Below are 20,562 nucleotides of genomic sequence, written 5' to 3'. Positions count from 1 at the left end.
AAAATCTATATTCTGATATCTTATTTGTAATTTTAAACCTTATAAGAAAAGATATATGAGTAAGAAAATTAGAAAGCCGATAAAAAAAGAGAAAGATTTCTCTAGTAAGATAGTAAAAATTTTATCGCAAAGTGCTAATAAACCATTCAATTATAAACAAATAGCTGCAAAGCTTGAACTTGATGATACAAATAGCAGAAATCAGATTATTAAAGATTTGAAAATTCTTGCAGCTCAAAAGAAGATTATTGAAACAGAACCTGGAAAGTATTTGATCAAAGCAATAAGTCAGGATTATTACGAAGGAACGATAGATATGACGAGCAGAAAAACGGCGTATTTTATTTGCCCTGATTTTGCAGAAGATGTTTTTATTCCGACCAATAATTTGAATCGGGCATTAGATAAAGACAAAGTAAAAGTTTATGTTTATAATCGAAGAAAAGGAAAAAGACCTGAAGGTGAAGTAATTGAAGTTCTGGAAAGAGATAAAACAGAGTTTGTTGGAGTTATTGATATTCAGGCAAATTTTGCTTTTGTTTCGACTGCAAATCCTAAAATGTATACCGATATTTTTATTCCAAAGGATAAAATGGGTGAAGCAGAAAACGGTGATGTTGTTCTAGTTAAGATTGAAGATTGGCCAAAAAGAGCAGATAGTCCGTTTGGATCTGTAATCAGAGTTTTAGGAAAACCAGGAGAACATAATACAGAGATTCATGCTATTTTAGCAGAATACGGTTTACCAGCCGATTTTCCGGTAGAAGTAGAGGTTTTTGCACAAAAGCTAGATACTTCAATTCAGGAATCTGAAATTGCAAAACGTCGTGATATGCGTGATACGCTTACGTTTACGATTGATCCAAAAGATGCAAAAGATTTTGATGATGCGTTGTCTTTCAAAAAGTTAGAAAATGGAAACTTTGAAATTGGAATTCATATTGCCGATGTTTCGTATTATTTGGAAGAAGGAACAATTTTAGATGATGAAGCATATCAACGGGCAACTTCAGTTTATTTGGTTGATAGAGTAGTGCCAATGCTTCCAGAAGTTTTGTCTAATTTTGCGTGTTCGCTTCGTCCGAATGAAGAGAAATATACATTCTCTGCAGTATTTGAAGTTTCGCCAACTTCGCAAGTTATTAACCAATGGTTTGGAAGAACAGTTATTTATTCCGATCAGCGTTTTGCTTATGAAGAAGCGCAATATATCATTGAAACAAAAGACAATACGATTCCGGTTGATATTTCAATAACTGGAGAATCTTATGTTGTTTCTGATGAAATTGTTGAAGCAACTTTAAAATTAGATGAATTAGCGAAGATTTTAAGAAAGAAAAGAATGCAGAATGGTGCTATTTCTTTTGATAAAGTAGAAGTAAAATTCAATTTAGATGCTGAAGGAGAACCAGAAGGAGTATATTTCAAAATATCAAAAGATGCGAATCATTTGATTGAAGAATTTATGCTTTTGGCCAATAGAAAAGTAGCAGAATACATTGGTAAACAAAAGAAAACATTTGTTTACCGTATTCACGACGAACCAAATGAAGACAAATTAATTGCAATGGCAACAGTAATTGCTAAATTTGGTTATAAAATTGATTTCCGTAACAAAGGCGATATTTCTAAGTCTTTGAATGCATTAATGGAAGAAGTAAACGGTAAAAAAGAGCAAAACTTAATTGATACTCTTGCGATTAGAAGTATGAGTAAAGCCAAATATTCGACAGATAATATTGGTCATTATGGTTTAGCTTTTGATTATTACAGCCATTTTACATCGCCAATTCGTCGTTATCCAGACGTTATGGTACACAGATTGCTGCAATATTATTTGGATGGAGGAGCTTCTGTAGACGAAGAAACCTACGAAACCAAATGTCTGCATTGTTCAAATATGGAAAGTTTAGCAACAAATGCTGAGCGTGATAGTATTAAATATATGCAGGTTAAATACATGCAGGATCATCAGGATGAAGAATTCCTTGGTGTTATTTCTGGTGTTACCGAATGGGGAATTTATGTTGAAATCGTTTCTAATAAATGCGAAGGAATGGTAAGAATCAGAGAAATAAAAGATGATTATTATACTTTCGATGAAAAACAATATGCTTTGGTTGGAGCTACTTCAAACAGCATTTTGCAGTTAGGAGACGAAATTTATGTTAAAGTAAAAAATGCCGATTTAGTTAAAAAACAACTGGATTTTCATTTTTTAAGAAGAGCCGAATAAGTATTAATTAAAAAAATAAAAGTATGAAAAAGCTAATTATTGGAGCAGTAATTTTATTTGTTCAAATGTCTTTTGGTCAGGTTACTAAAGACTTAGGTGATTTTGATACCGTAAAAGTATTTGATAAGTTAAGTGTAAAATTAGTTCAGTCATCTGAAAATAAAATTGTTATAAAAGGGGCAAGAGAATCTGAAGTAGAAGCCGTAAATAAAAACGGAACTTTGAAATTAAGAATGCCTTTTCCAAAGCTTTTATCAGGAAATGATCTTGATATTACGCTATATTACAAACATATAGAACTTATAGATGTAAACGAAGGAGCAGAGGTAAAAAGCAGTGAAGCTATCAAAGCAACTTCTTTTAAAGTAAGTGCTCAGGAAGGCGGAATAATCGATGCAGCATTAGATGTTGATAAACTAAAAGTAAGTTCAGTTTCTGGAGGTAAAATTACTTTAACTGGAAAAGCTGCAAATCAAGATGCAAGTTTAGGAGCCGGAGGTTATTTATTAGCAAGTAAATTAGAAACGTCTCAGACTACTGTAAGCGTTTCTGCGGGAGGAAAAGCCGATGTGAATGCATCAACCCTTGTTGACGCAAAAGTAAGCGCAGGAGGCTCTATTTACATTTATGGAAAACCTAGACAAATAAACCAAAAAACAGTTTTTGGTGGTAAAATTGAAGAAGTAAAATAATTTTTGATGATAAATGATATTCTGGCTGGACTGCCATGGGGACTTGTTCTGAGCTTTATGGTAGGTCCGGTATTTTTTGTTTTATTAGAAACCAGCATCACAAAAGGATTTAGAGCTGCAATAGCTTTTGATTTTGGAGTTGTATTAGGTGACGTTTTTTTTATTGCTATTGCATATTTAGGAAGTTATAGATTGATTTCCAGTCTAAAAGATGATCCTGCACTTTTTATTTTTGGAGGTATAATAATGCTTGCCTATGGTGTAATTTCTTTTGTTAAATTGAAAAAAGAAGAAAAAATCAATGATGAAGAAATTGATCGTGATATCTTGAAAAGAAACTACGGAAGTTTGTTTGTAAAAGGCTTTTTACTTAATGTTATCAACATTGGTGTTCTTGGTTTTTGGCTTGCCGTAATTATTTCTGTCGGACCAAAATTAGATATGCAAACCTCAAGAATGATGACATTTTTTACTTCTGTAATCATTACTTATTTATTAATTGATTGTGGTAAAATTTTATTAGCCAAACAATTAAAATCAAAAATGACTCCGACTAATATTCTTAAAATCAAAAAAGGAATTAGTATTGTTTTAATGGTTTTCGGATTTGCTTTAGTAATTCAAGGTTGGTTTCCAAAAGAAAAAGAAATGGTTAAAAATGCTTTTGAAAGAATAGAAAAGAAGTAGTTGTTGATAACTCAATAATATAAAATTAAACCTCTGAATTTCAGAGGTTTTTTTATGTTTATAATTGTTGATTTTGAAATTTTTGCAAAGTTATTTACGTATAGTTTGTCATTTCTCCTTCGTCGAAATTACATGATTGTGGAAAGTTTAGGAATAAAAAAAAGAGATACAGAAATGTATCTCTTTTTGAGGCATCGTCCGGATTCGAACGTAAATCTTTATCTAATTTTTTCTAAAAATTAAACATAAAAAAACCTTCAAATTGCTTTGAAGGTTTTAGAGGCATCGTCCGGATTCGAACGTAAATCTTTATCTAATTTTTCTAAAAATTAAACATAAAAAAAACCTTCAAATTGCTTTGAAGGTTTTAGAGGCATCGTCCGGATTCGAACCGGAGTAGGAGCTTTTGCAGAGCCCAGCCTAGCCGCTCGGCCACGACGCCATTGCTTGAACGGATGGCAAAAGTAACTAAAATCTTTAAATTTCAAAAGTTTCAAATGAACTATTTTGAAAAAATGCCATTTTAGTTTTAAAAATTACTTTCTAATTTCCGTCATTTTTATTGTAACTGATTCAACATCACCGCCAATAGGTGGATTTACTTTTGAAACCCAAACTGTTGTTTTTTCTACCGTTTCTATCTCTGCAAGTACGCGAATATTGATTCTTTTGGCCACATGTTCCAATAAATGTGAACGAATTGCCATTTCTTCGGCAACAATTTTGTTCAAATGAACATAATCAACAGTGTCTAAAAGATGATCTGTTTCTGCTGATTTCTGAAGATTTGTTTTAATTTTTAGATCAACAGTGTAATCAGATCCAATTTTTCCTTCTTCAATTAAACATCCATGGTACGAAAAAGTGCGAATGTTTTTTAGTTTTATAACTCCCATTTTTATATTGTTTCACGTTTAAAGTTTCAGGTTTTGCGCCACTTAAATAACTTTAAACCTGAAACCTGAAACCTTTTTTTTATCTTTGCTAAAATTACTATAAAATAATGGCATCAGAAGAGAAATCACTCAATTTTATTGAACAAATCATAGAGGAAGATTTAAAATCAGGTCTTTCGCAAACTAAACTTCATTTTCGTTTTCCACCAGAACCAAATGGTTATTTACATATTGGTCATGCAAGTTCTATTGCTTTAAATTTTGGTTTAGGAATTGATTATCAGTCACCTGTAAATTTACGTTTTGACGATACTAATCCTGAAAAAGAAGAACAGGAATTTGTTGATGCTATTAAAAAAGATGTTGAATGGCTAGGTTATACTTGGGCAGAAGAACGTTATGCGTCAGATTATTTTCAACAATTATACGATTGGGCTGTTTTATTAATTAAAAAAGATAAAGCATATGTTGACAGTCAATCTTCTGAAGAAATGGCAACTCAAAAAGGAACGCCAACAACTACAGGAACTGACAGTCCATATAGAAATCGTTCTGTTGAAGAAAATCTTGATTTATTCGAAAGAATGAAAAATGGTGAATTTGAGGCTGGTACACACATTCTTCGTGCAAAAATTGATATGAAATCAACAAATATGTTGATGCGTGATCCAATTATGTACCGAATTTTACATAAGCATCATCATAGAACTGGAGATAGCTGGAAAATTTATCCAATGTACGATTGGGCGCACGGACAAAGTGATTATTTAGAAGCGATTTCACATTCATTTTGCACACTTGAATTTTTACCTCACCGTGAATTATACGATTGGTTTTTAGATCAGATTTTAGATGAAAATAGATTACGTCCAAAGCAAAGAGAATTTGCAAGACGTAACTTATCACACACAGTTGTTAGTAAAAGAAAATTACAGCAACTAGTTAAAGAAAAGCATGTTAACGGTTGGGATGATCCAAGAATGTCAACAATTTCTGGATTAAGAAGACGTGGTTATACCGCTGCTTCTTTACGTAATTTTGCTAATACAATTGGTATTGCAAAACGTGATAATTTGATCAATGTATCGGTTTTAGAATTCTGTATTCGTGAAGATTTGAACAAAATTGCACCTCGTGTAATGGCTGTTTTGGATCCTGTAAAACTGGTAATTACAAATTATCCAGAAGGAAAAGAGGAGTGGTTGGAAGCTGAAAATAATCAGGAAGATGAAAATGCAGGTTTCAGAAAAGTACCTTTTTCTCGTGAATTATACATCGAAAGAGAAGACTTTTTAGAAGAAGCTCCAGCTAAATTTTTCCGTTTGACTTTAGGAAAAGAAGTTCGTCTTAAAAATGCTTATATCATTAAAGGTGAATCAGTTATAAAAGATGAAAACGGAAATATTACAGAAATTCATGTAACATATGATACCGATTCTTTAAGCGGAAGCGGAACAGAAGCAAGCCAAAGAAAAGTATCTGGAACCTTACATTGGGTTTCAATTCAACATGCACTTGAAGCAGAAGTTCGTTTGTACGATCGTTTGTTTACAGATGAAGCTCCGGACAGTTATAAAGAGAAAAATTTCTTAGATTTTGTGAATCCAAATTCATTAGAAATTGTAACTGGATATGTTGAACCAAGTTTATCAACAGCTCAAAATGAGGATAAATTCCAATTTCAACGTTTAGGTTATTTTACTGTTGATAAAGACTCAACTGCTTCAAAATTAGTATTTAATAAAACAGTTGGACTAAAAGATGCCTGGGAAGAAAAAGGTAAAAAAGAAGAAAACAGTATCAATAATTCTTTGAAAGATATCAACAAATATTTTAAAGTTGAGACTAAACCAGAGAGAATTGCAATTGAAAGTGTAATAGGGGAGAACATCAAAAACATTTCTACTTTTTCACTTTTACAGAATTCATTAAAGAAGAATATCAACAATAATAAGGCTTCGCTGTTGTTTTCTCAGTTTATTTTGAAGTATTCAAACTGGAAATCTACAGATTTTGAAGAAGAAGATATTAAGAAATTATATTCAATGTCATTAAAAAGTGAATCAACTTATGTTCGATCAAAAGCACTTTTGAATTTAAGAGATATTGAAGGTGAAAGTTTGAGAAATCAGTTTTCTGAAGAAATTTCGAAATTAAATTCAAATCCACCAAAAAATGCTTCTGAAAGAGAAATAGAAATTCTTTCTGAGATGGTGAAGAAATAATATCAACGAAATTTATTAAAAGCGCTTTTATAAGCGCTTTTTTTTATTATATAGATTAACTATTGAAATTTAAATTTTAATAATTTTTATAGATTAAAAGTGACTTTCATAAATTAATTTTAAGGCATTTTTTAATTTTGTCCATCTCTTGAATCCTTTTTTTAGAAATGTTTTTTTAAAACTCTTTATTTTAAGTTTTGCTTTTTTTGACTCATTTTTTTAGATTTTTGAGATTGAAAAATGAAAATGCATCGTTTTTATTATTATTAATTATTTCTATATAATTATATATTTAATTATTTTTTTTTATTATTTATAAAAACTATTAAAAAGTATATTTTAATAATTTGTTTATATTAAAATCAGCCTTCATAAATTGATTTTAAGCGAATATTTTTGAAGGTTGGATAGATAACTCGTTTTTTAAATTATTGTTTATTTTTGGCTTTAATTTAAGTTTTCACTATCATTTTTGTCAGTTTAACGGGTTGTTAACATACAATTGTTTATAAAGTTGCTATTTTTAACTCAATAGTAAAAATCAGAGATGATTTTTATAAAAATTAAAATTTGCCGTTACAGAAACGAAACTGAAATTTATTGGTTTTAAAAACTTGATAATTTTTAATACAGTAGATTTTCAATATTGATTTCTTGAAAAGACAATTTTATGTTCTCATTTTTATTGTGATGTAATTTTGATAATATTTCGCGTAAAAGGTATTTTTCAGATTATTTCATAATGTACAAAATTCCATAACATTGAATTTGTGTGAAGCTTTAGTTTTTAAATTTCAAATCTGATCATTTTTAATTTAAATCTAATAATCATGAAAATTTTATATTTTACGCTAGCAATCTTATTTGCAAATGTTGCAATTTCTCAAACACATCAAATTACTAAACACAATGGTGAACAGCTTGATGTTAATTTCATTAAAAATGAAAATGGTTTAATTTATTATTCATTAAACGGAAGTGCAGAAGAGGTGAAAATCAGTAAATATGCAGTTGCGAAAATCACGAATAAACAAACGAATCAAACTCAAAAAATTTCTGATAAAATAGTTGTTGATTCAAAAGATGATTACAAAATGGTAACTGTTTTACCTCAGGAAAAGGCAATAGGATTAAAACAAGCTGCTAATTTTTCTGGGGTTTCGACAAGGACAAAAGGTGAACCGCCAATTGCAAATCAAAATCATACAGCAATGAGAATCAAAACTCAATCTGCTACAAATGGTTATCCTTTTGTGAGTTATGTTCAAAAGTCAGATGGTAAATACGAAGCTGTAGCTTATATGTATTAATTATATTGTTAAATTTTTGTAAATACCATTTATTCAGTAATTTATATTTTAAAAAAGTTTACCTTTATTACTCATTTAAATTTTAATATTATGTCAAAGAACTTAAATACTGCAGCCGCAATTTTAGCTGCTGCTGCTGCTGGTGCAGCAATCGGAATTTTATTTGCTCCAGACAAAGGATCAAAAACTCGTGCAAAATTAAAAGAAGGTATTGATGATGCTACGCATAATTTAAAGGATTCACTTTCTGCAAGTTCTGAAGTGCTTCGTGAAAAATTTACGCATGCAAAAAAGAATCTTGATGGAACTTACGACGAATTACTTTCAAATATGAGTTACAAAACTGAAGAAGTAATTTCTTTTTTAGAATCTAAATTGGCTGATTTAAAAGCACAGAACGCTAAACTTCAAAAATAATATCATTCTAAAAACACATTACTTGTTTATATTTGATCAAAAGTAATGTGTTTTTTTTTAAAATCAGAATTATGGCTTTTGAAGAATTAAAAGAAAATACTGAAAATATTCAGGATCAGGCTAAAGAATATATTGAAAGTCATTTGGCTTATTATAAACTTTGGGGTTTTAAAGTGGCAATGAAATCAACCACTTTAATTTTTAAGTTTACTTTGATTTTGGTTTGTTTTACAATGGTTTTAATTTTTGGATCTTTTGCTGCAGCGTATGCTTTTGGCAGTTTGTTTGAAAGTAATGCCCTGGGATTTTTGACAGTAGGAGGGATCTATTTGTTTTTTACAATTTTACTTTTCTTTGTAAAAGACAAGTTTGTGGAAGGACCAATTTTGGAGAAATTTTCAGAAATCTTTTTTAATGATTAAGAATTATGGAAAAGAAAAAATACTCATCGTATGCAGAACTTGACAGAGATCTGGAAATTTTAAAATTAGAAAAAGAGATAAATTATCAGAAATTAGTTTTAAGTATTCAAAAAACAAAAGAGAGCATAACACCGCAAAAAATTGTAAATGGTTTTGTTTCTTCTTACACGGATTACTTTAAAAATTCGTATCCGAAAATTTTACAGTCAATAATACCTTTTGTTATCAATTGGTTTATAAATAAAAAAAGAGGCAATTAAGCCTCTTTTTTTATTTTAGTATTATTTATTGAGCTGTTTCTGTTGGCTCTGAAGTATCTGACGGATTATAGTTTATATCAGAATTGTTTGTTTTTTTAACTTTTTTAGGTTGTCTTTTCATCTCTTCTCCAATTATATTTGAAGCTGAAAAACTAGTAACCATACTATTTAACATATCACTTGCAGCTTGTGGAGAGTTTGGTAATAATATCAAATTAGAGTTGGTATCAGCTCCAATAGCTTGTAGTGTATCATAATGTTGAGTAATTACAATCAATGCAGATGCTTCTTGTGAGTTGATTCCAACATTGTTCAAAACTTCAACACTTTCTACTAATCCGCGTGCAATTTCTCTACGTTGATCGGCTATACCTTGACCTTGAAGTTTTTTACTTTCGGCTTCAGCTTTTGCTTTAGCTACAATTCTAATTCGTTGTGCTTCAGATTCAAACATTGCTGCTGTTTTTTCTCTTTCGGCCGCATTGATTCTATTCATTGCATTTTTTACCTGAATATCTGGATCAATATCTGTTACAAGTGTATTGATGATGTCATAACCATAAGTTGTCATCGCTTCGTTCAACTCTCGTTTTACAGCAATTGCAATATCATCTTTACGAACAAACACATCATCCAGGATTAATTTAGGAACTTCGGCACGAACAACGTCAAATACATAAGCAGTAATTTGATCATGAGGATATTCTAGTTTGTAAAAAGCTTCATATACATGTTCCTGTATTACTTTAAATTGAACAGAAACTTTCATTTTGATAAAGACATTGTCTTTAGTTTGTGTTTCAATAAGAACATCTAATTGTTGAATTTTCAGATTTACGCGACCTGCAATTCTATCAATTATTGGAATTTTTAATTGTAAACCCGAATTTCTAACACTTGTAAATTTTCCAAAGCGTTCTACGATAACACTTGTTTGTTGTTTTACAGTAAAGAAAGATGATAAGAAAATAAATACTCCGAAGACTATTAAAATAATAAATGCTGTACCCATGGTGATAATTAATTTAGATTTTTGATCTTGGTAAATTACGAAAATTCTTCTAAAAGAAAATTTTAAAACATTAAAAAAACGCTAAGAACATTTATTAGATGTTTCTTAGCGTTTCTATTTTTGAATTGAATTTTAATTATAAAATTGCAATTGCTTTTTGAATTCTAGAAATGGTTTCTTCTTTTCCGATGATTTCAACAATGTCAAATAGGTGAGGACCTTTCAAAGCTCCAACCAAACTTAAGCGGAAAGGTTGCATAACTTTCCCCATTCCGATTTCATTTTTCGTTAACCAATCTTTTACGATTGCTTCGATATTTACAGAAGTAAAATCTTCGATATTTTCTAAAACTGAAATCAATTCCTGCATTAAAGCCGGAGTTTCTTCCTTCCAATTTTTGCTTGCTTTTTCATCGTAAGATGTTGGAGCCTGGAAAAAGAAATCGGTTAAATCCCAAAAATCTGAAACAAAATTTGCTCTTTCTTTAATCAATGAAACGATTCTCGTGACGTCATATTTAGATACATCAATAGCTTTTTCAACTAAAATAGGAGAGAAGTCTTTTGCTAAATCAGCATCATTTTGTTTAATTAAATATTGATGATTGAACCATTTGTTTTTCTCCGGATCAAATTTTGCTCCTGCTTTATGAACTCGGTTTAAGTCAAAAGCTTCAACTAGTTCTTCTAAAGAAAATAATTCTTTATCAGTTCCGTCATTCCAACCTAAAAGTGCTAGGAAGTTTACAACCGCTTCGGGGAAAAATCCTTTCTCTCTGTAACCAGATGAAATGCCTTCTTCCGTTTTCCATTCTAACGGAAACACAGGAAATCCTAATTTATCACCATCTCTTTTAGATAATTTTCCATTTCCAATTGGTTTTAAAATCAAAGGCAAATGTGCAAATTCTGGAGCATCCCAACCAAAAGCTCTGTATAATAAAACGTGAAGTGGCATCGATGGCAACCATTCTTCACCACGAATTACATGTGAAGTTTCCATCAAATGATCATCAACAATATTGGCTAAATGATATGTTGGCATTCCGTCGCTTTTGAAAAGAACTTTATCATCAAGTAAATTCGTTTCGAACTTAACATCACCACGAATGATATCTTTTAAATGTAAAGTTTCATCAACCGGAGTTTTAAAACGAATCACATAATGTTCTCCATTAGCAATTCTTTTAGCAACTTCTTCTGAAGAAATTACTAAAGATGTATCTAATTTTTCACGGTTATGATGATTGTATATAAAAGTTTTTCCTTCGGCTTCGTGTTGTTTTCTATGTGCATCAAGAGCTTCCGGAGTATCAAAAGCATAGTATGCCCAACCAGAATTGATTAGTTGATCAGCATAAGTTTGGTATAATTCTTTACGATCACTTTGTCTGTACGGACCAAATTTTTCATTTTTTTCAACAGTTTCTTCAGGAGAAATTCCTAACCATTCCAACGCTTCCATAATATATTCTTCGGCACCTGGAACAAAACGAGTCTGATCTGTATCTTCAATTCTCAGATAAAAAACACCGTTATGTTTTTTTGCAAATAAATAATTAAATAGGGCAGTACGTACTCCGCCAATATGTAATGGTCCAGTCGGACTTGGTGCAAAACGCACGCGAACTTGCTTTGACATTTGTATAAATTTTGTTGCAAAGATACAACATTAGTCAAAAGCCAAAAGTCGAAAGTCTGAAAGGTTTTTCATTGTGTACTAAACTTTTGACTTTCGACTTTTGACTTTCAGACTTATCGTTATAATTACTACTTTTATGGGTTATAATTAAAAGAGATTTTATTTTGAAAACATCATCTGCAATATATCAGAAGTTAGAAGGATTTATTAAGAAATATTACATGAACGAATTGATAAAAGGAGGACTTCTTTTTATAGGTTTCGGACTTTTGTATTTTCTTTTTACACTTTTCATTGAGTATTTTCTTTGGCTGAAACCATTAGGAAGAACACTTTTATTTTGGATATTTATTGGAGTAGAAGTTTTTCTGCTGTTTCGTTTTATTTTATTTCCAATTTTCAAGTTGTTTAAACTTCAAAAAGGAATCGATTATAATCAGGCTTCGGCTATTATTGGAAATCATTTTACAGAAGTAAGTGATAAACTAACGAACTTTTTGCAGCTTTCTTCAAACGAAAATTCAGCTGAAAGTTCAGAATTAATGTTGGCTTCAATCGAACAAAAAGCAAATTCATTACAACCAATTCCGTTTGGAAATGCCATCAATTTTAATTCAAATAAAAAGTATTTACCATTAGCTTTAATTCCGGTTTTGCTTTTTGCAGTCTTTTTTGTGTCAGGAAACAGCAATATCATTTCTCAAAGTTTTAATAGAGTAGTGCATTTTAATGCTTCGTTTTTACCTCCGGCACCTTTCAAATTTGTGGTTTTAAATGACAATCTTCAGACAGAACAAAACAAAGATTTTATTGTAAAAGTAGAAACCGAAGGTAAGGTTGTTCCAGAAAATGTTATGATTCATATTGGAAATGAAAGCTATTTTATGGAATCTTCTCAAACTGGAAAGTTCGAATTCAAGATTGAAAAACCAACTTCAGATGTTCAGTTTTCTTTGGAAGGAAATTCAGTTTCATCAAATGAATATGAATTAAAAGTTATTACAGTTCCATCGATTGCCAACTTCGAAATGGTTTTGAATTTTCCATCTTATCTAAAAAAGAAATCAGAAACTATTCAGGGAACTGGAAATGCAATCGTGCCAGAAGGTACATCTGTAACATGGAAAATGTCTACAAAGTCAACTCAGGAAATTGTTTGGAAAGATGAGAACTCAGCATCTAAATTTAATAAAATAGAAGATGAATTTAAGTTATCAAAAAGCATTAATCAAAATACAGAATACCAAATTTTAACTTCAAATAATAAAGTTAAGAACTACGAAAAATTAGATTATCAACTGTCGATTATCAAAGATCAGCATCCAACAATATCAGTTTCGCCTGCTCCAGATAGTTTGAAATTAGATATGAATTATGTTCTTGGAAGGTTAGGAGATGACTACGGTTTATCAAAATTACAAGTTGTTTATTATGAAAAAAACAAAATACAAACAGCTAGGCGCGGAACCATTCCTGTTAAGCAAGCAGTATTCGATCAGTTTGTTTTTAACTTTCCGAGTAATCTTCCGGTAGAAGAAGGAGTATCGTATGAATACTATTTTGAGGTTTTTGATAATGATGCACCACACGGATTTAAGAGTACAAAGTCTTCTACATTTTCAGATCGAGTTGCTACAACAGATGAAATTCATGATGCCGAATTGCAACAGCAAAATGCAAACATTAATAGTTTATCTAAATCATTAAAGAATCAGGAAAAGCAATTTTCTGAAATGGATAAACTAAAAAATACAGGAAAAGAGAAAGATAATTTAGAATTTAAAGACCAGCAAAAAGTAAATGATTTTATCAAACGTCAGAAACAGCAAGATGAATTGATGAAACAGTTTACTGAAAAAATGAATAAGAATTTAGATAAATACAGCGCTGAGAAAAAAGATAAAACTGCTGAAGATTTGCAAAAGCGTTTGGATAATGCCGAGAAAGATTTAGAAAAAAATCAGAAGTTATTAGATGAATTAAAGAATTTAAATGATAAATTAAACAGCGATGAGTTGTTTGATAAGATGGAAAAATTCAAACAAATCAGTAAAAACCAATCTCGTAATTTAGAACAATTAGTTGAATTAACGAAACGTTTTTATGTAGAAAAGAAGGCGGGACAAGTTGCTGAAAAATTAAACAAACTGTCAGAACAACAAGAACAGTTATCAGATAAAGACAAAGAAAACACAAAAGAGAAGCAAGACGAAATCAATAAAACATTTGATAAAATTCAAGAAGATCTTAAAGATTTGAAAGAGGAAAACAATACACTTAAATCTCCTTTGGATATTCCGAAAGATGCTTCAAAAGAAAAAGATGTAGAGAATGATTTGAATAAAGCTTCTGAAGAATTGAGTAAAAAGAATACTTCTTCAGCTAAGCCAAAACAGAAAAGTGCTTCTAAGAAAATGAAGAGTATGGCACAACAAATGGAATCTAATATGGAAGCCGGCGACCAAGAACAATTACAAGAAGATGTTGCAATGCTTCGTCAAATTTTGGATAACCTTTTAGCTTTTTCATTGTCTCAGGAAGATGTAATGAAACAATTTAAATCGATGAAATTAGGTTCTTCTGCTTATACGAAGAACATAAAAATTCAGCAGAATTTAAAACAACAATTCAAACATGTCGATGATAGTTTGTTTGCAATGTCTCTTAGAAATCCAAAAATTGCAGAAGATGTAACTAAGGAAATTGGAAACGTACAATATAATATGGATAAAGCAATTGAAGTTTTAACCGATGTTCAAATACCAAAAGGAGTATCACATCAGCAATATGCAGTTTCATCTGCTAACAAATTAGCCGACTTTCTAAGTGATCTTTTAAATAATATGCAAATGTCAATGGCTAATCCTGGAGCGGGAAAACCAAAACCAGGTGATGGACAAGGAATGCAATTACCAGATATTATTCAAAAACAAAAAGGTTTGGCTGATAAAATGAAGGAGGGAATGAAGCCCGGTGATAAGCAAGGAAGTGGGCAACAAGGAAAAAGCGGAGAAAGCAAACCAAGTCAAGATGGTCAACAAGGGAAAGATGGAAACGGAAAAGATGGAAAGAATGGACAGGGTAAAAATGGTCAAGGTGGAAAAGAAGGAGGAAAAGGAAAAGATGGGAATGAAGGCGAAGATGGAGAAGGAGATGCTGAAAAGATAATGGAGATATATAAAGAGCAAGTTAAACTGCGTGAAGCATTGCAAAATGAATTAGCTAAAAAAGGTTTAGATGCACAAGGAAGATCTGCAATCGAACAAATGAAAGCTTCAGAAAAACAGATTTTGAATAAAGGATTCAAGAATGAGAACCTGCAAAGAATTTTAAATATACAACAAGAATTGCTAAAATTAAACAATGCAGTTCAGCAACAAGGTCAAGATACGAAGCGTCAATCTGAAACAAATAAGACAGAATTTCCTAATCGTTCAAATGCTTTACCAAGCTCATTAACTGATTATTTAAATAGTGTAGAAATTTTAAATAGACAATCGCTACCTTTGCGCTCGAATTTTAATCAAAAGGTTCAAGAATATTTTAATACAAAATGATAAACTTTAATTACGAAACTGAATTTTCTTTAGACAACGAACAAGCTTTTACAGATTGGTTGAGCGCAGTTATTGTTTCTGAAAAGAAGAACGAGGGAGAAATAAATTATATTTTTTGTGATGACAAATATCTGCATAAGATAAATGTAGAGTATTTAAACCACGATACATTAACTGATATTATCAGTTTTGATTATACAGTTGGCAACGAATTGAACGGAGATATTTTTGTTTCTGTAGAAAGAGTAGAAGACAACGCAAAGGATTTTAATGTTTCTTTTGAAGAAGAATTGAAACGTGTACTTGCTCACGGTATATTACACTACTGTGGATACAAGGATAAAAGTGATGCAGATGCTGAACTTATGCGTTCAAAAGAAGATGAAAAGATTGCGATGTTTCACGTGGAACAGTAATTAAATATCTAAAATAGCAACTAAACATGTTTCACGTGGAACATGTTTTTAAAGAAAAGTATTTTATGTTCCACGTGAAACGTTTGTAATTTTTGAGTTTTTATTCTGAGATTTCGTTCCACGTGGAACACGAAAAAAAGATTTAAGCTTGATAAGTTGTTTCACGTGGAATACGTGAAGTTTATTTTAGAGAGAAAGATTAATTAAAATGTTTCACGTGAAACATTGAATATTTGGTTTTTGATTTTTAGAAAAAACCATATGTGTTCCACGTGGAACTTTTAAGTTTGGTTTTAAAACGTGAAACCTGAAACCAAAACAAAACCGTTCCACGTGGAACAAAAGAGAAATAAAGTTAATTCTGAGAATCGCCTTAAACGGTTTCCAGAGAATAATAAAACAAAATGTTTTTAGAAGAGTACGATGTTATTGTAGTTGGTGCTGGTCATGCAGGATCTGAAGCCGCGGCAGCGGCCGCAAATTTAGGATCCAAAACTTTGTTGGTTACAATGAGTTTGCAGAACATTGCCCAGATGTCTTGCAATCCTGCAATGGGAGGAATTGCAAAAGGACAAATTGTCCGTGAGATTGATGCGCTCGGAGGCTACTCCGGAATTGTTTCAGATCGAACTGCAATTCAGTTTAAGATGTTGAACAAATCGAAAGGGCCTGCAATGTGGTCGCCAAGAGTTCAAAGTGACCGAATGCGTTTTGCAGAAGAGTGGAGATTAATGTTGGAGGGAACTCCAAATTTAGATTTTTACCAGGAAATGGTAAAAGGGCTGATTATCGAGAACGGAAAGATAAAAGGAATTAGAACTTCGCTTGGAGTTGAGATTCGTTCCAAATCAGTTGTGTTGACAAACGGAACTTTTTTGAATGGATTGATTCATATTGGAGAAAAACAATTCGGTGGAGGAAGAGCGGGTGAAAGTGCTGCAACTGGAATTACTGAAGATTTAGTGAATGCCGGTTTTGAAGCAGGAAGAATGAAAACGGGAACGCCACCTCGAGTTGATGGACGTTCTTTGGATTATTCGAAAATGAACGAAGAGAAAGGAGATGCAAAACCGGATAAGTTTTCTTATTCGGATTTAACGGTTCCGTTGACGCATCAAAGATCTTGTCATATGACATACACGTCGTTGGATGTTCATGATATTTTGAGATCTGGTTTTGATCGTTCGCCAATGTTCAACGGAAGAATAAAAAGTTTAGGTCCGAGATATTGCCCTTCGATTGAAGATAAGATTAATCGTTTTGCAGATAAAGAACGTCACCAACTTTTTGTTGAGCCTGAAGGATGGAAAACTTGTGAAGTATATGTAAACGGATTTTCAACTTCGCTTCCAGAAGATATTCAATTCAAAGCTTTGCGTACAGTTGTAGGTTTTGAAAATGTAAAATTTCTTCGTCCGGGTTACGCGATTGAATATGATTATTTCCCGCCGACACAATTGAAACATACTTTGGAAACAAAGTTGGTTGAAGGTTTATATTTTGCCGGACAAATTAATGGAACGACAGGATATGAAGAAGCCGCTTCGCAAGGTTTGATGGCCGGAATAAATGCGCATTTAAAAGTGCACGAAAAAGCGCCGTTGATTTTAAAACGTGACGAAGCATATATTGGAGTTTTAATTGATGACTTGATTACGAAAGGAACGGAAGAACCATATCGTATGTTTACATCAAGAGCAGAATATAGAACATTGTTGCGTCAAGATAATGCCGATTTCAGATTGACGCCAATGTCATTCGAAATTGGTTTAGCTTCTGAAGCAAGAATGCGAAGAATGGAACACAAACTAAATGAGTCTGAAAAGATGGTTTCTTTTTTTAGAGAAACTAGTGTAACGGTTGCTGAGACAAATCCAATTTTGGAGGCGAAGGAATCGGCACCGATTTCTCAAGGAGATAAAATGTTTAAAGTTTTTTCTCGTCCGCAAATTGAATTAGAGGATATGTTGAAATTTGAAAAAGTGGATGCGTATATCAAAGAAAATAATTTGGACGAAGAAATTGTTGAGCAAGCAGTAATTCAAGTTAAGTATTCTGGCTATATCGAAAAAGAAAGAAATAATGCTGATAAACTAAATCGTTTAGAAGAGGTAAAAATTCCGGAAAATTTCGATTACAATAAAATTAAATCTATGTCGATTGAGGCGAAACAAAAATTAAGTAAAATTCGCCCAGTGACAATTTCTCAAGCTTCAAGAATTAGCGGAGTTTCACCAAGTGATATTTCCGTGCTTTTGATTTATATGGGAAGATAAAATAAATGTTTCAAGTTTCAGGTTTCAAGTTTTGTTGGAATCTGAAACTTGTTTTTATTTGTTTTTCGTTCCACGTGAAACTTGAAACTTGAAACCTGAAACTTGAAACCTGAAACTTGAAACCTGAAACTTGAAACCTGAAACTTGAAACCTGAAACTTGAAACTTGAAACAAAGAAAACCTGAAACAATTTTAAATTGTTCCACGTGAAACTTTTTTAAAAAGTATAATATTGAATTGTTTTCAAATGAAATAAAAATATTCATAATCGTAAAAAATGATAATTATTCATCTTTACGATTTTGAGTAAAAAACAAGATATATGTTTAGATGAACTTTGATTCAACTCAACATAAATTCAAACCCGAATTCTATTAAAAAAAAACTATTAACTTAAAATGGACGTTTTAAATAAAAAACATTTTCTCACAGTAAAAGACCATTCTGTTTCAAAAGAAATTTTCGAATTGTATCATGATGAAGATCTTGATATGCTGATCACATCTCCACAACCAGATTTAGAAAATTTAGGAAGATATTACGAAAGCGAAGATTATATTTCGCACACAGATAACAAACGTTCTGTTTTTGAAAAAGCATATCATTTTGTAAAAAGTATCGCTTTAAAAAACAAACTGAATTTAATTAATTCGGAACAATCTCAAAAAGGAAAAATTTTAGACATTGGAGCCGGAACAGGAGATTTTTTATTGACGGCAAAAAATGATGATTGGAATGTAATTGGAATTGAACCAAGCGACCGAGCAAAAAATATTGCAAAGGAAAAAGGAATTTCATTTGTTGAAGAAATCAGCGAACTCGAAAATAATTCTTTTGACGTAATTACGATGTGGCACGTTTTGGAACACGTTCCAAATTTAGAACTTCAAATTCAGGAATTGAAACGTTTATTAAAACCAACTGGAACATTAATTGTTGCGGTTCCAAATTTCAAATCCTTCGACGCAAAACATTATGGAGAATTTTGGGCAGCTTTTGATGTGCCAATTCACTTTTGGCATTTTTCGAAAAAAGCTATCAAAATGCTTTTTGAAAAAGTCGACATGAAATTAGAAAAAGTACTTCCAATGAAATTTGATTCATTTTATGTGAGTCTTCTTTCTGAAAAATACAAAACCGGAAAAATGAATTTTATTAAAGCATTTTTCATCGGTTTAAGATCAAATTTAAAAGCGTCGAGTACAAAAGAGTATTCATCGCACATTTATGTACTAAAAAACAACTAAAACGCAAAATAAGCGCATTTAAAGCGTTTTCTTGAACAAACCGAGGGTTTGTGTTGTCTTTTTTGAAAAAACGGCTCTAATAAAAGCTATGAAAGTCACTTTTGATAGTGATATTTTATAGCTTTTTTTTCGTCCATAAAGAAAACTAATACCTTAAAATCACTGCATATTTTGGAATTTTTTCTTGTTTTTTTCGATTTTAAATTTTGGATTTAATCAGGCAAAAAATTTCGTTTTTTTTTGCTTTCGGATTTTTTCTAAAAAAATGAAAATCCAAAAAAGTTTCAAAAAAAAATTTCCTTTCAATTTTCAAAAAAACGAAATTTTAAAATAAACATTTATTGCTCCATTTTTTCATCGATTTTTAGAAACAGAAAATTGGAAAAAGTTTTAGAGATAGATTATACGCTTAAAAAGGAGCAAAACTTAAAACAAGCGCATTTAAGGCGTTTTTATAGGTAAAATGAGGCTTTGTGTTGTCTTTTTTGAAAGTATATCTTAGACTAAAGCTATGGAAGCGACTTTTAATAATGATATTTTATGAAACCCTTTTATGTCATAAAGAAAACTAATATCATAAATTTTTAGCATTTTTTAAACTTTATGTTGGTGCTATTTATTTTTTTATATTTTTGTCTTTCATACCAATAAAAAAAATAGAAATTTAGAAATGAAAAAAGCATTAGTAATTATCGGACTTTCAATTTTGGCTGTTTCTTGTAATAAAACAGCGGAAGTTAAGGAAGTAAAAACAGCTTACGTAGATACTTCAGTTTTAATGAAAGAATACACTGAAGCAAAAGACCTTGAAGCTAAATACAAAGCTCAGGCGGAGGAAAAAGGGAGACAACTACAAGCTGAAATTACTCGTTTTAAACAAGACGCTGCTAATTTTCAAAGCCAGGCGCAGGCAAATGGTCAGCAATGGGCACAACAAAGAGGAGCTGAATTGCAAAAAAGAGAGCAACAATTGGGTTATGCTCAACAAGCTTTATCACAGCAATTACAGCAAGAAAGCGGTGTAGAAATGGATTCTTTAATCAGCGGTGTTAAAAAATTCATCAAAGATTACGGTAAAAAGAACGGTTACGCATACATTTATGGTACAGGTGATGCTGCATCAATTTTATATGCAGAAGATAAATTTGATATCACAAAAGATATCATTAAAGAATTGAATGAGAAGTACAAAGCGACTCCAAAAACTGATGGAAAAGCTGCTGCAAAAGATGGTGAAGAGGCAAAAAAATAAACTACCAAACTAACT

16 protein-coding genes and 1 tRNA gene are annotated in these 20,562 nt (G+C 31.3%); 13 read left to right on the top strand and 4 right to left on the bottom strand.

Features of this window, described 5'->3' with window-relative positions; translation table 11 throughout:
* Window positions 1-55: 55 nt before the first annotated feature.
* From rnr to FN795_RS06325, 3 genes are read left to right on the top strand one after another with little or no spacing between them, the layout of a single operon-like run.
* Window positions 56-2,236: a ribonuclease R gene (rnr, locus tag FN795_RS06335; protein ID WP_142449880.1), complete on the top strand. Its 2,181-nt coding sequence runs from the start codon at window positions 56-58 to the stop codon at window positions 2,234-2,236.
* A 23-nt stretch (window positions 2,237-2,259) separates the two neighbouring features.
* Window positions 2,260-2,928, top strand: a complete 669-nt coding sequence (locus FN795_RS06330) for a head GIN domain-containing protein (RefSeq protein WP_035646681.1) — start codon at window positions 2,260-2,262, stop codon at window positions 2,926-2,928.
* 6 nt (window positions 2,929-2,934) lie between these two features.
* Window positions 2,935-3,615 (top strand): LysE family translocator, encoded by a 681-nt coding sequence (locus tag FN795_RS06325; protein WP_142449879.1) that lies wholly within the window; start codon window positions 2,935-2,937, stop codon window positions 3,613-3,615.
* Window positions 3,616-3,986: 371 nt separating this feature from the next.
* Here the strand turns inward: FN795_RS06325 and FN795_RS21410 are convergent.
* Together FN795_RS21410 and folB are read right to left on the bottom strand one after the other, a co-directional pair.
* A tRNA-Cys gene (locus tag FN795_RS21410) sits at window positions 3,987-4,057 on the bottom strand.
* Between the two features lie 94 nt (window positions 4,058-4,151).
* Entirely contained in the window at window positions 4,152-4,511 is a 360-nt protein-coding gene (gene folB, locus FN795_RS06320) for a dihydroneopterin aldolase (protein ID WP_035646687.1), read from the bottom strand.
* A 107-nt stretch (window positions 4,512-4,618) separates the two neighbouring features.
* Between folB and FN795_RS06315 the strand changes: the two genes are divergently transcribed.
* The 5 genes from FN795_RS06315 (at window position 4,619) to FN795_RS06295 (ending at window position 9,145) form a co-directional block, all read left to right on the top strand.
* Window positions 4,619-6,736 (top strand): glutamine--tRNA ligase/YqeY domain fusion protein, encoded by a 2,118-nt coding sequence (locus tag FN795_RS06315; protein ID WP_142449878.1) that lies wholly within the window; start codon window positions 4,619-4,621, stop codon window positions 6,734-6,736.
* Between the two features lie 830 nt (window positions 6,737-7,566).
* Window positions 7,567-8,046, top strand: a complete 480-nt coding sequence (locus FN795_RS06310) for a hypothetical protein (RefSeq protein ID WP_142449877.1) — start codon at window positions 7,567-7,569, stop codon at window positions 8,044-8,046.
* Between the two features lie 90 nt (window positions 8,047-8,136).
* Window positions 8,137-8,463, top strand: a complete 327-nt coding sequence (locus tag FN795_RS06305; RefSeq protein ID WP_035646694.1) for a YtxH domain-containing protein — start codon at window positions 8,137-8,139, stop codon at window positions 8,461-8,463.
* Between the two features lie 71 nt (window positions 8,464-8,534).
* Window positions 8,535-8,885 (top strand): hypothetical protein, encoded by a 351-nt coding sequence (locus FN795_RS06300; protein WP_035646698.1) that lies wholly within the window; start codon window positions 8,535-8,537, stop codon window positions 8,883-8,885.
* A 5-nt stretch (window positions 8,886-8,890) separates the two neighbouring features.
* Entirely contained in the window at window positions 8,891-9,145 is a 255-nt protein-coding gene (locus FN795_RS06295; RefSeq protein ID WP_142449876.1) for a DUF6327 family protein, read from the top strand.
* A gap of 25 nt (window positions 9,146-9,170) precedes the next feature.
* On the opposite strand, the gene FN795_RS06290 is transcribed toward FN795_RS06295, so the two are convergent.
* Together FN795_RS06290 and gltX are read right to left on the bottom strand one after the other, a co-directional pair.
* Window positions 9,171-10,157 carry an SPFH domain-containing protein gene (locus FN795_RS06290; protein ID WP_142449875.1) on the bottom strand — a complete coding sequence of 329 codons (987 nt, stop codon included), beginning with the start codon at window positions 10,155-10,157 and terminating at the stop codon, window positions 9,171-9,173.
* 136 nt (window positions 10,158-10,293) lie between these two features.
* Window positions 10,294-11,799, bottom strand: coding sequence for a glutamate--tRNA ligase (gltX, locus tag FN795_RS06285; protein WP_142449874.1), 1,506 nt, complete (start codon window positions 11,797-11,799; stop codon window positions 10,294-10,296).
* A 164-nt stretch (window positions 11,800-11,963) separates the two neighbouring features.
* On the opposite strand from gltX, the gene FN795_RS06280 reads away from it, so the two are divergent.
* The 5 genes from FN795_RS06280 (at window position 11,964) to FN795_RS06260 (ending at window position 20,547) form a co-directional block, all read left to right on the top strand.
* Window positions 11,964-15,356: a coiled-coil domain-containing protein gene (locus FN795_RS06280; RefSeq protein WP_142449873.1), complete on the top strand. Its 3,393-nt coding sequence runs from the start codon at window positions 11,964-11,966 to the stop codon at window positions 15,354-15,356.
* On the top strand, window positions 15,353-15,772 hold the full coding sequence (ybeY, locus tag FN795_RS06275) for an rRNA maturation RNase YbeY (protein WP_142449872.1): 420 nt from the start codon (window positions 15,353-15,355) through the stop codon (window positions 15,770-15,772). The genes FN795_RS06280 and ybeY overlap by 4 nt, the downstream gene beginning before the upstream one ends.
* Before the next feature lie 404 nt (window positions 15,773-16,176).
* A complete protein-coding gene (gene mnmG / locus FN795_RS06270; protein ID WP_142449871.1) occupies window positions 16,177-18,048 on the top strand; it encodes a tRNA uridine-5-carboxymethylaminomethyl(34) synthesis enzyme MnmG in 1,872 nt (623 codons plus the stop codon).
* Window positions 18,049-18,446: 398 nt separating this feature from the next.
* Entirely contained in the window at window positions 18,447-19,295 is an 849-nt protein-coding gene (locus tag FN795_RS06265) for a class I SAM-dependent methyltransferase (RefSeq protein WP_142449870.1), read from the top strand.
* Window positions 19,296-19,965: 670 nt separating this feature from the next.
* On the top strand, window positions 19,966-20,547 hold the full coding sequence (locus tag FN795_RS06260; protein WP_035646720.1) for an OmpH family outer membrane protein: 582 nt from the start codon (window positions 19,966-19,968) through the stop codon (window positions 20,545-20,547).
* The last annotated feature ends 15 nt before the right edge of the window (window positions 20,548-20,562 follow it).

Origin of the sequence: Flavobacterium resistens, from assembly GCF_900182645.1 — a bacterium.
GTDB classification, from domain to species: domain Bacteria; phylum Bacteroidota; class Bacteroidia; order Flavobacteriales; family Flavobacteriaceae; genus Flavobacterium; species Flavobacterium resistens.
This window is presented reverse-complemented; position numbering and strand designations above follow the sequence as displayed.

What these genes read in the sequence shown, in the direction of transcription:
- rnr (WP_142449880.1), top strand. Translation starts at nt 56, where the DNA reads ATGAGTAAGAAAATTAGAAAGCCGATAAAAAAAGAGAAAGATTTCTCT.
- FN795_RS06330 (WP_035646681.1), top strand. Translation starts at nt 2,260, where the DNA reads ATGAAAAAGCTAATTATTGGAGCAGTAATTTTATTTGTTCAAATGTCT.
- FN795_RS06325 (WP_142449879.1), top strand. Translation starts at nt 2,935, where the DNA reads ATGATAAATGATATTCTGGCTGGACTGCCATGGGGACTTGTTCTGAGC.
- folB (WP_035646687.1), bottom strand. Translation starts at nt 4,511, where the DNA reads ATGGGAGTTATAAAACTAAAAAACATTCGCACTTTTTCGTACCATGGA.
- FN795_RS06315 (WP_142449878.1), top strand. Translation starts at nt 4,619, where the DNA reads ATGGCATCAGAAGAGAAATCACTCAATTTTATTGAACAAATCATAGAG.
- FN795_RS06310 (WP_142449877.1), top strand. Translation starts at nt 7,567, where the DNA reads ATGAAAATTTTATATTTTACGCTAGCAATCTTATTTGCAAATGTTGCA.
- FN795_RS06305 (WP_035646694.1), top strand. Translation starts at nt 8,137, where the DNA reads ATGTCAAAGAACTTAAATACTGCAGCCGCAATTTTAGCTGCTGCTGCT.
- FN795_RS06300 (WP_035646698.1), top strand. Translation starts at nt 8,535, where the DNA reads ATGGCTTTTGAAGAATTAAAAGAAAATACTGAAAATATTCAGGATCAG.
- FN795_RS06295 (WP_142449876.1), top strand. Translation starts at nt 8,891, where the DNA reads ATGGAAAAGAAAAAATACTCATCGTATGCAGAACTTGACAGAGATCTG.
- FN795_RS06290 (WP_142449875.1), bottom strand. Translation starts at nt 10,157, where the DNA reads ATGGGTACAGCATTTATTATTTTAATAGTCTTCGGAGTATTTATTTTC.
- gltX (WP_142449874.1), bottom strand. Translation starts at nt 11,799, where the DNA reads ATGTCAAAGCAAGTTCGCGTGCGTTTTGCACCAAGTCCGACTGGACCA.
- ybeY (WP_142449872.1), top strand. Translation starts at nt 15,353, where the DNA reads ATGATAAACTTTAATTACGAAACTGAATTTTCTTTAGACAACGAACAA.
- mnmG (WP_142449871.1), top strand. Translation starts at nt 16,177, where the DNA reads ATGTTTTTAGAAGAGTACGATGTTATTGTAGTTGGTGCTGGTCATGCA.
- FN795_RS06265 (WP_142449870.1), top strand. Translation starts at nt 18,447, where the DNA reads ATGGACGTTTTAAATAAAAAACATTTTCTCACAGTAAAAGACCATTCT.
- FN795_RS06260 (WP_035646720.1), top strand. Translation starts at nt 19,966, where the DNA reads ATGAAAAAAGCATTAGTAATTATCGGACTTTCAATTTTGGCTGTTTCT.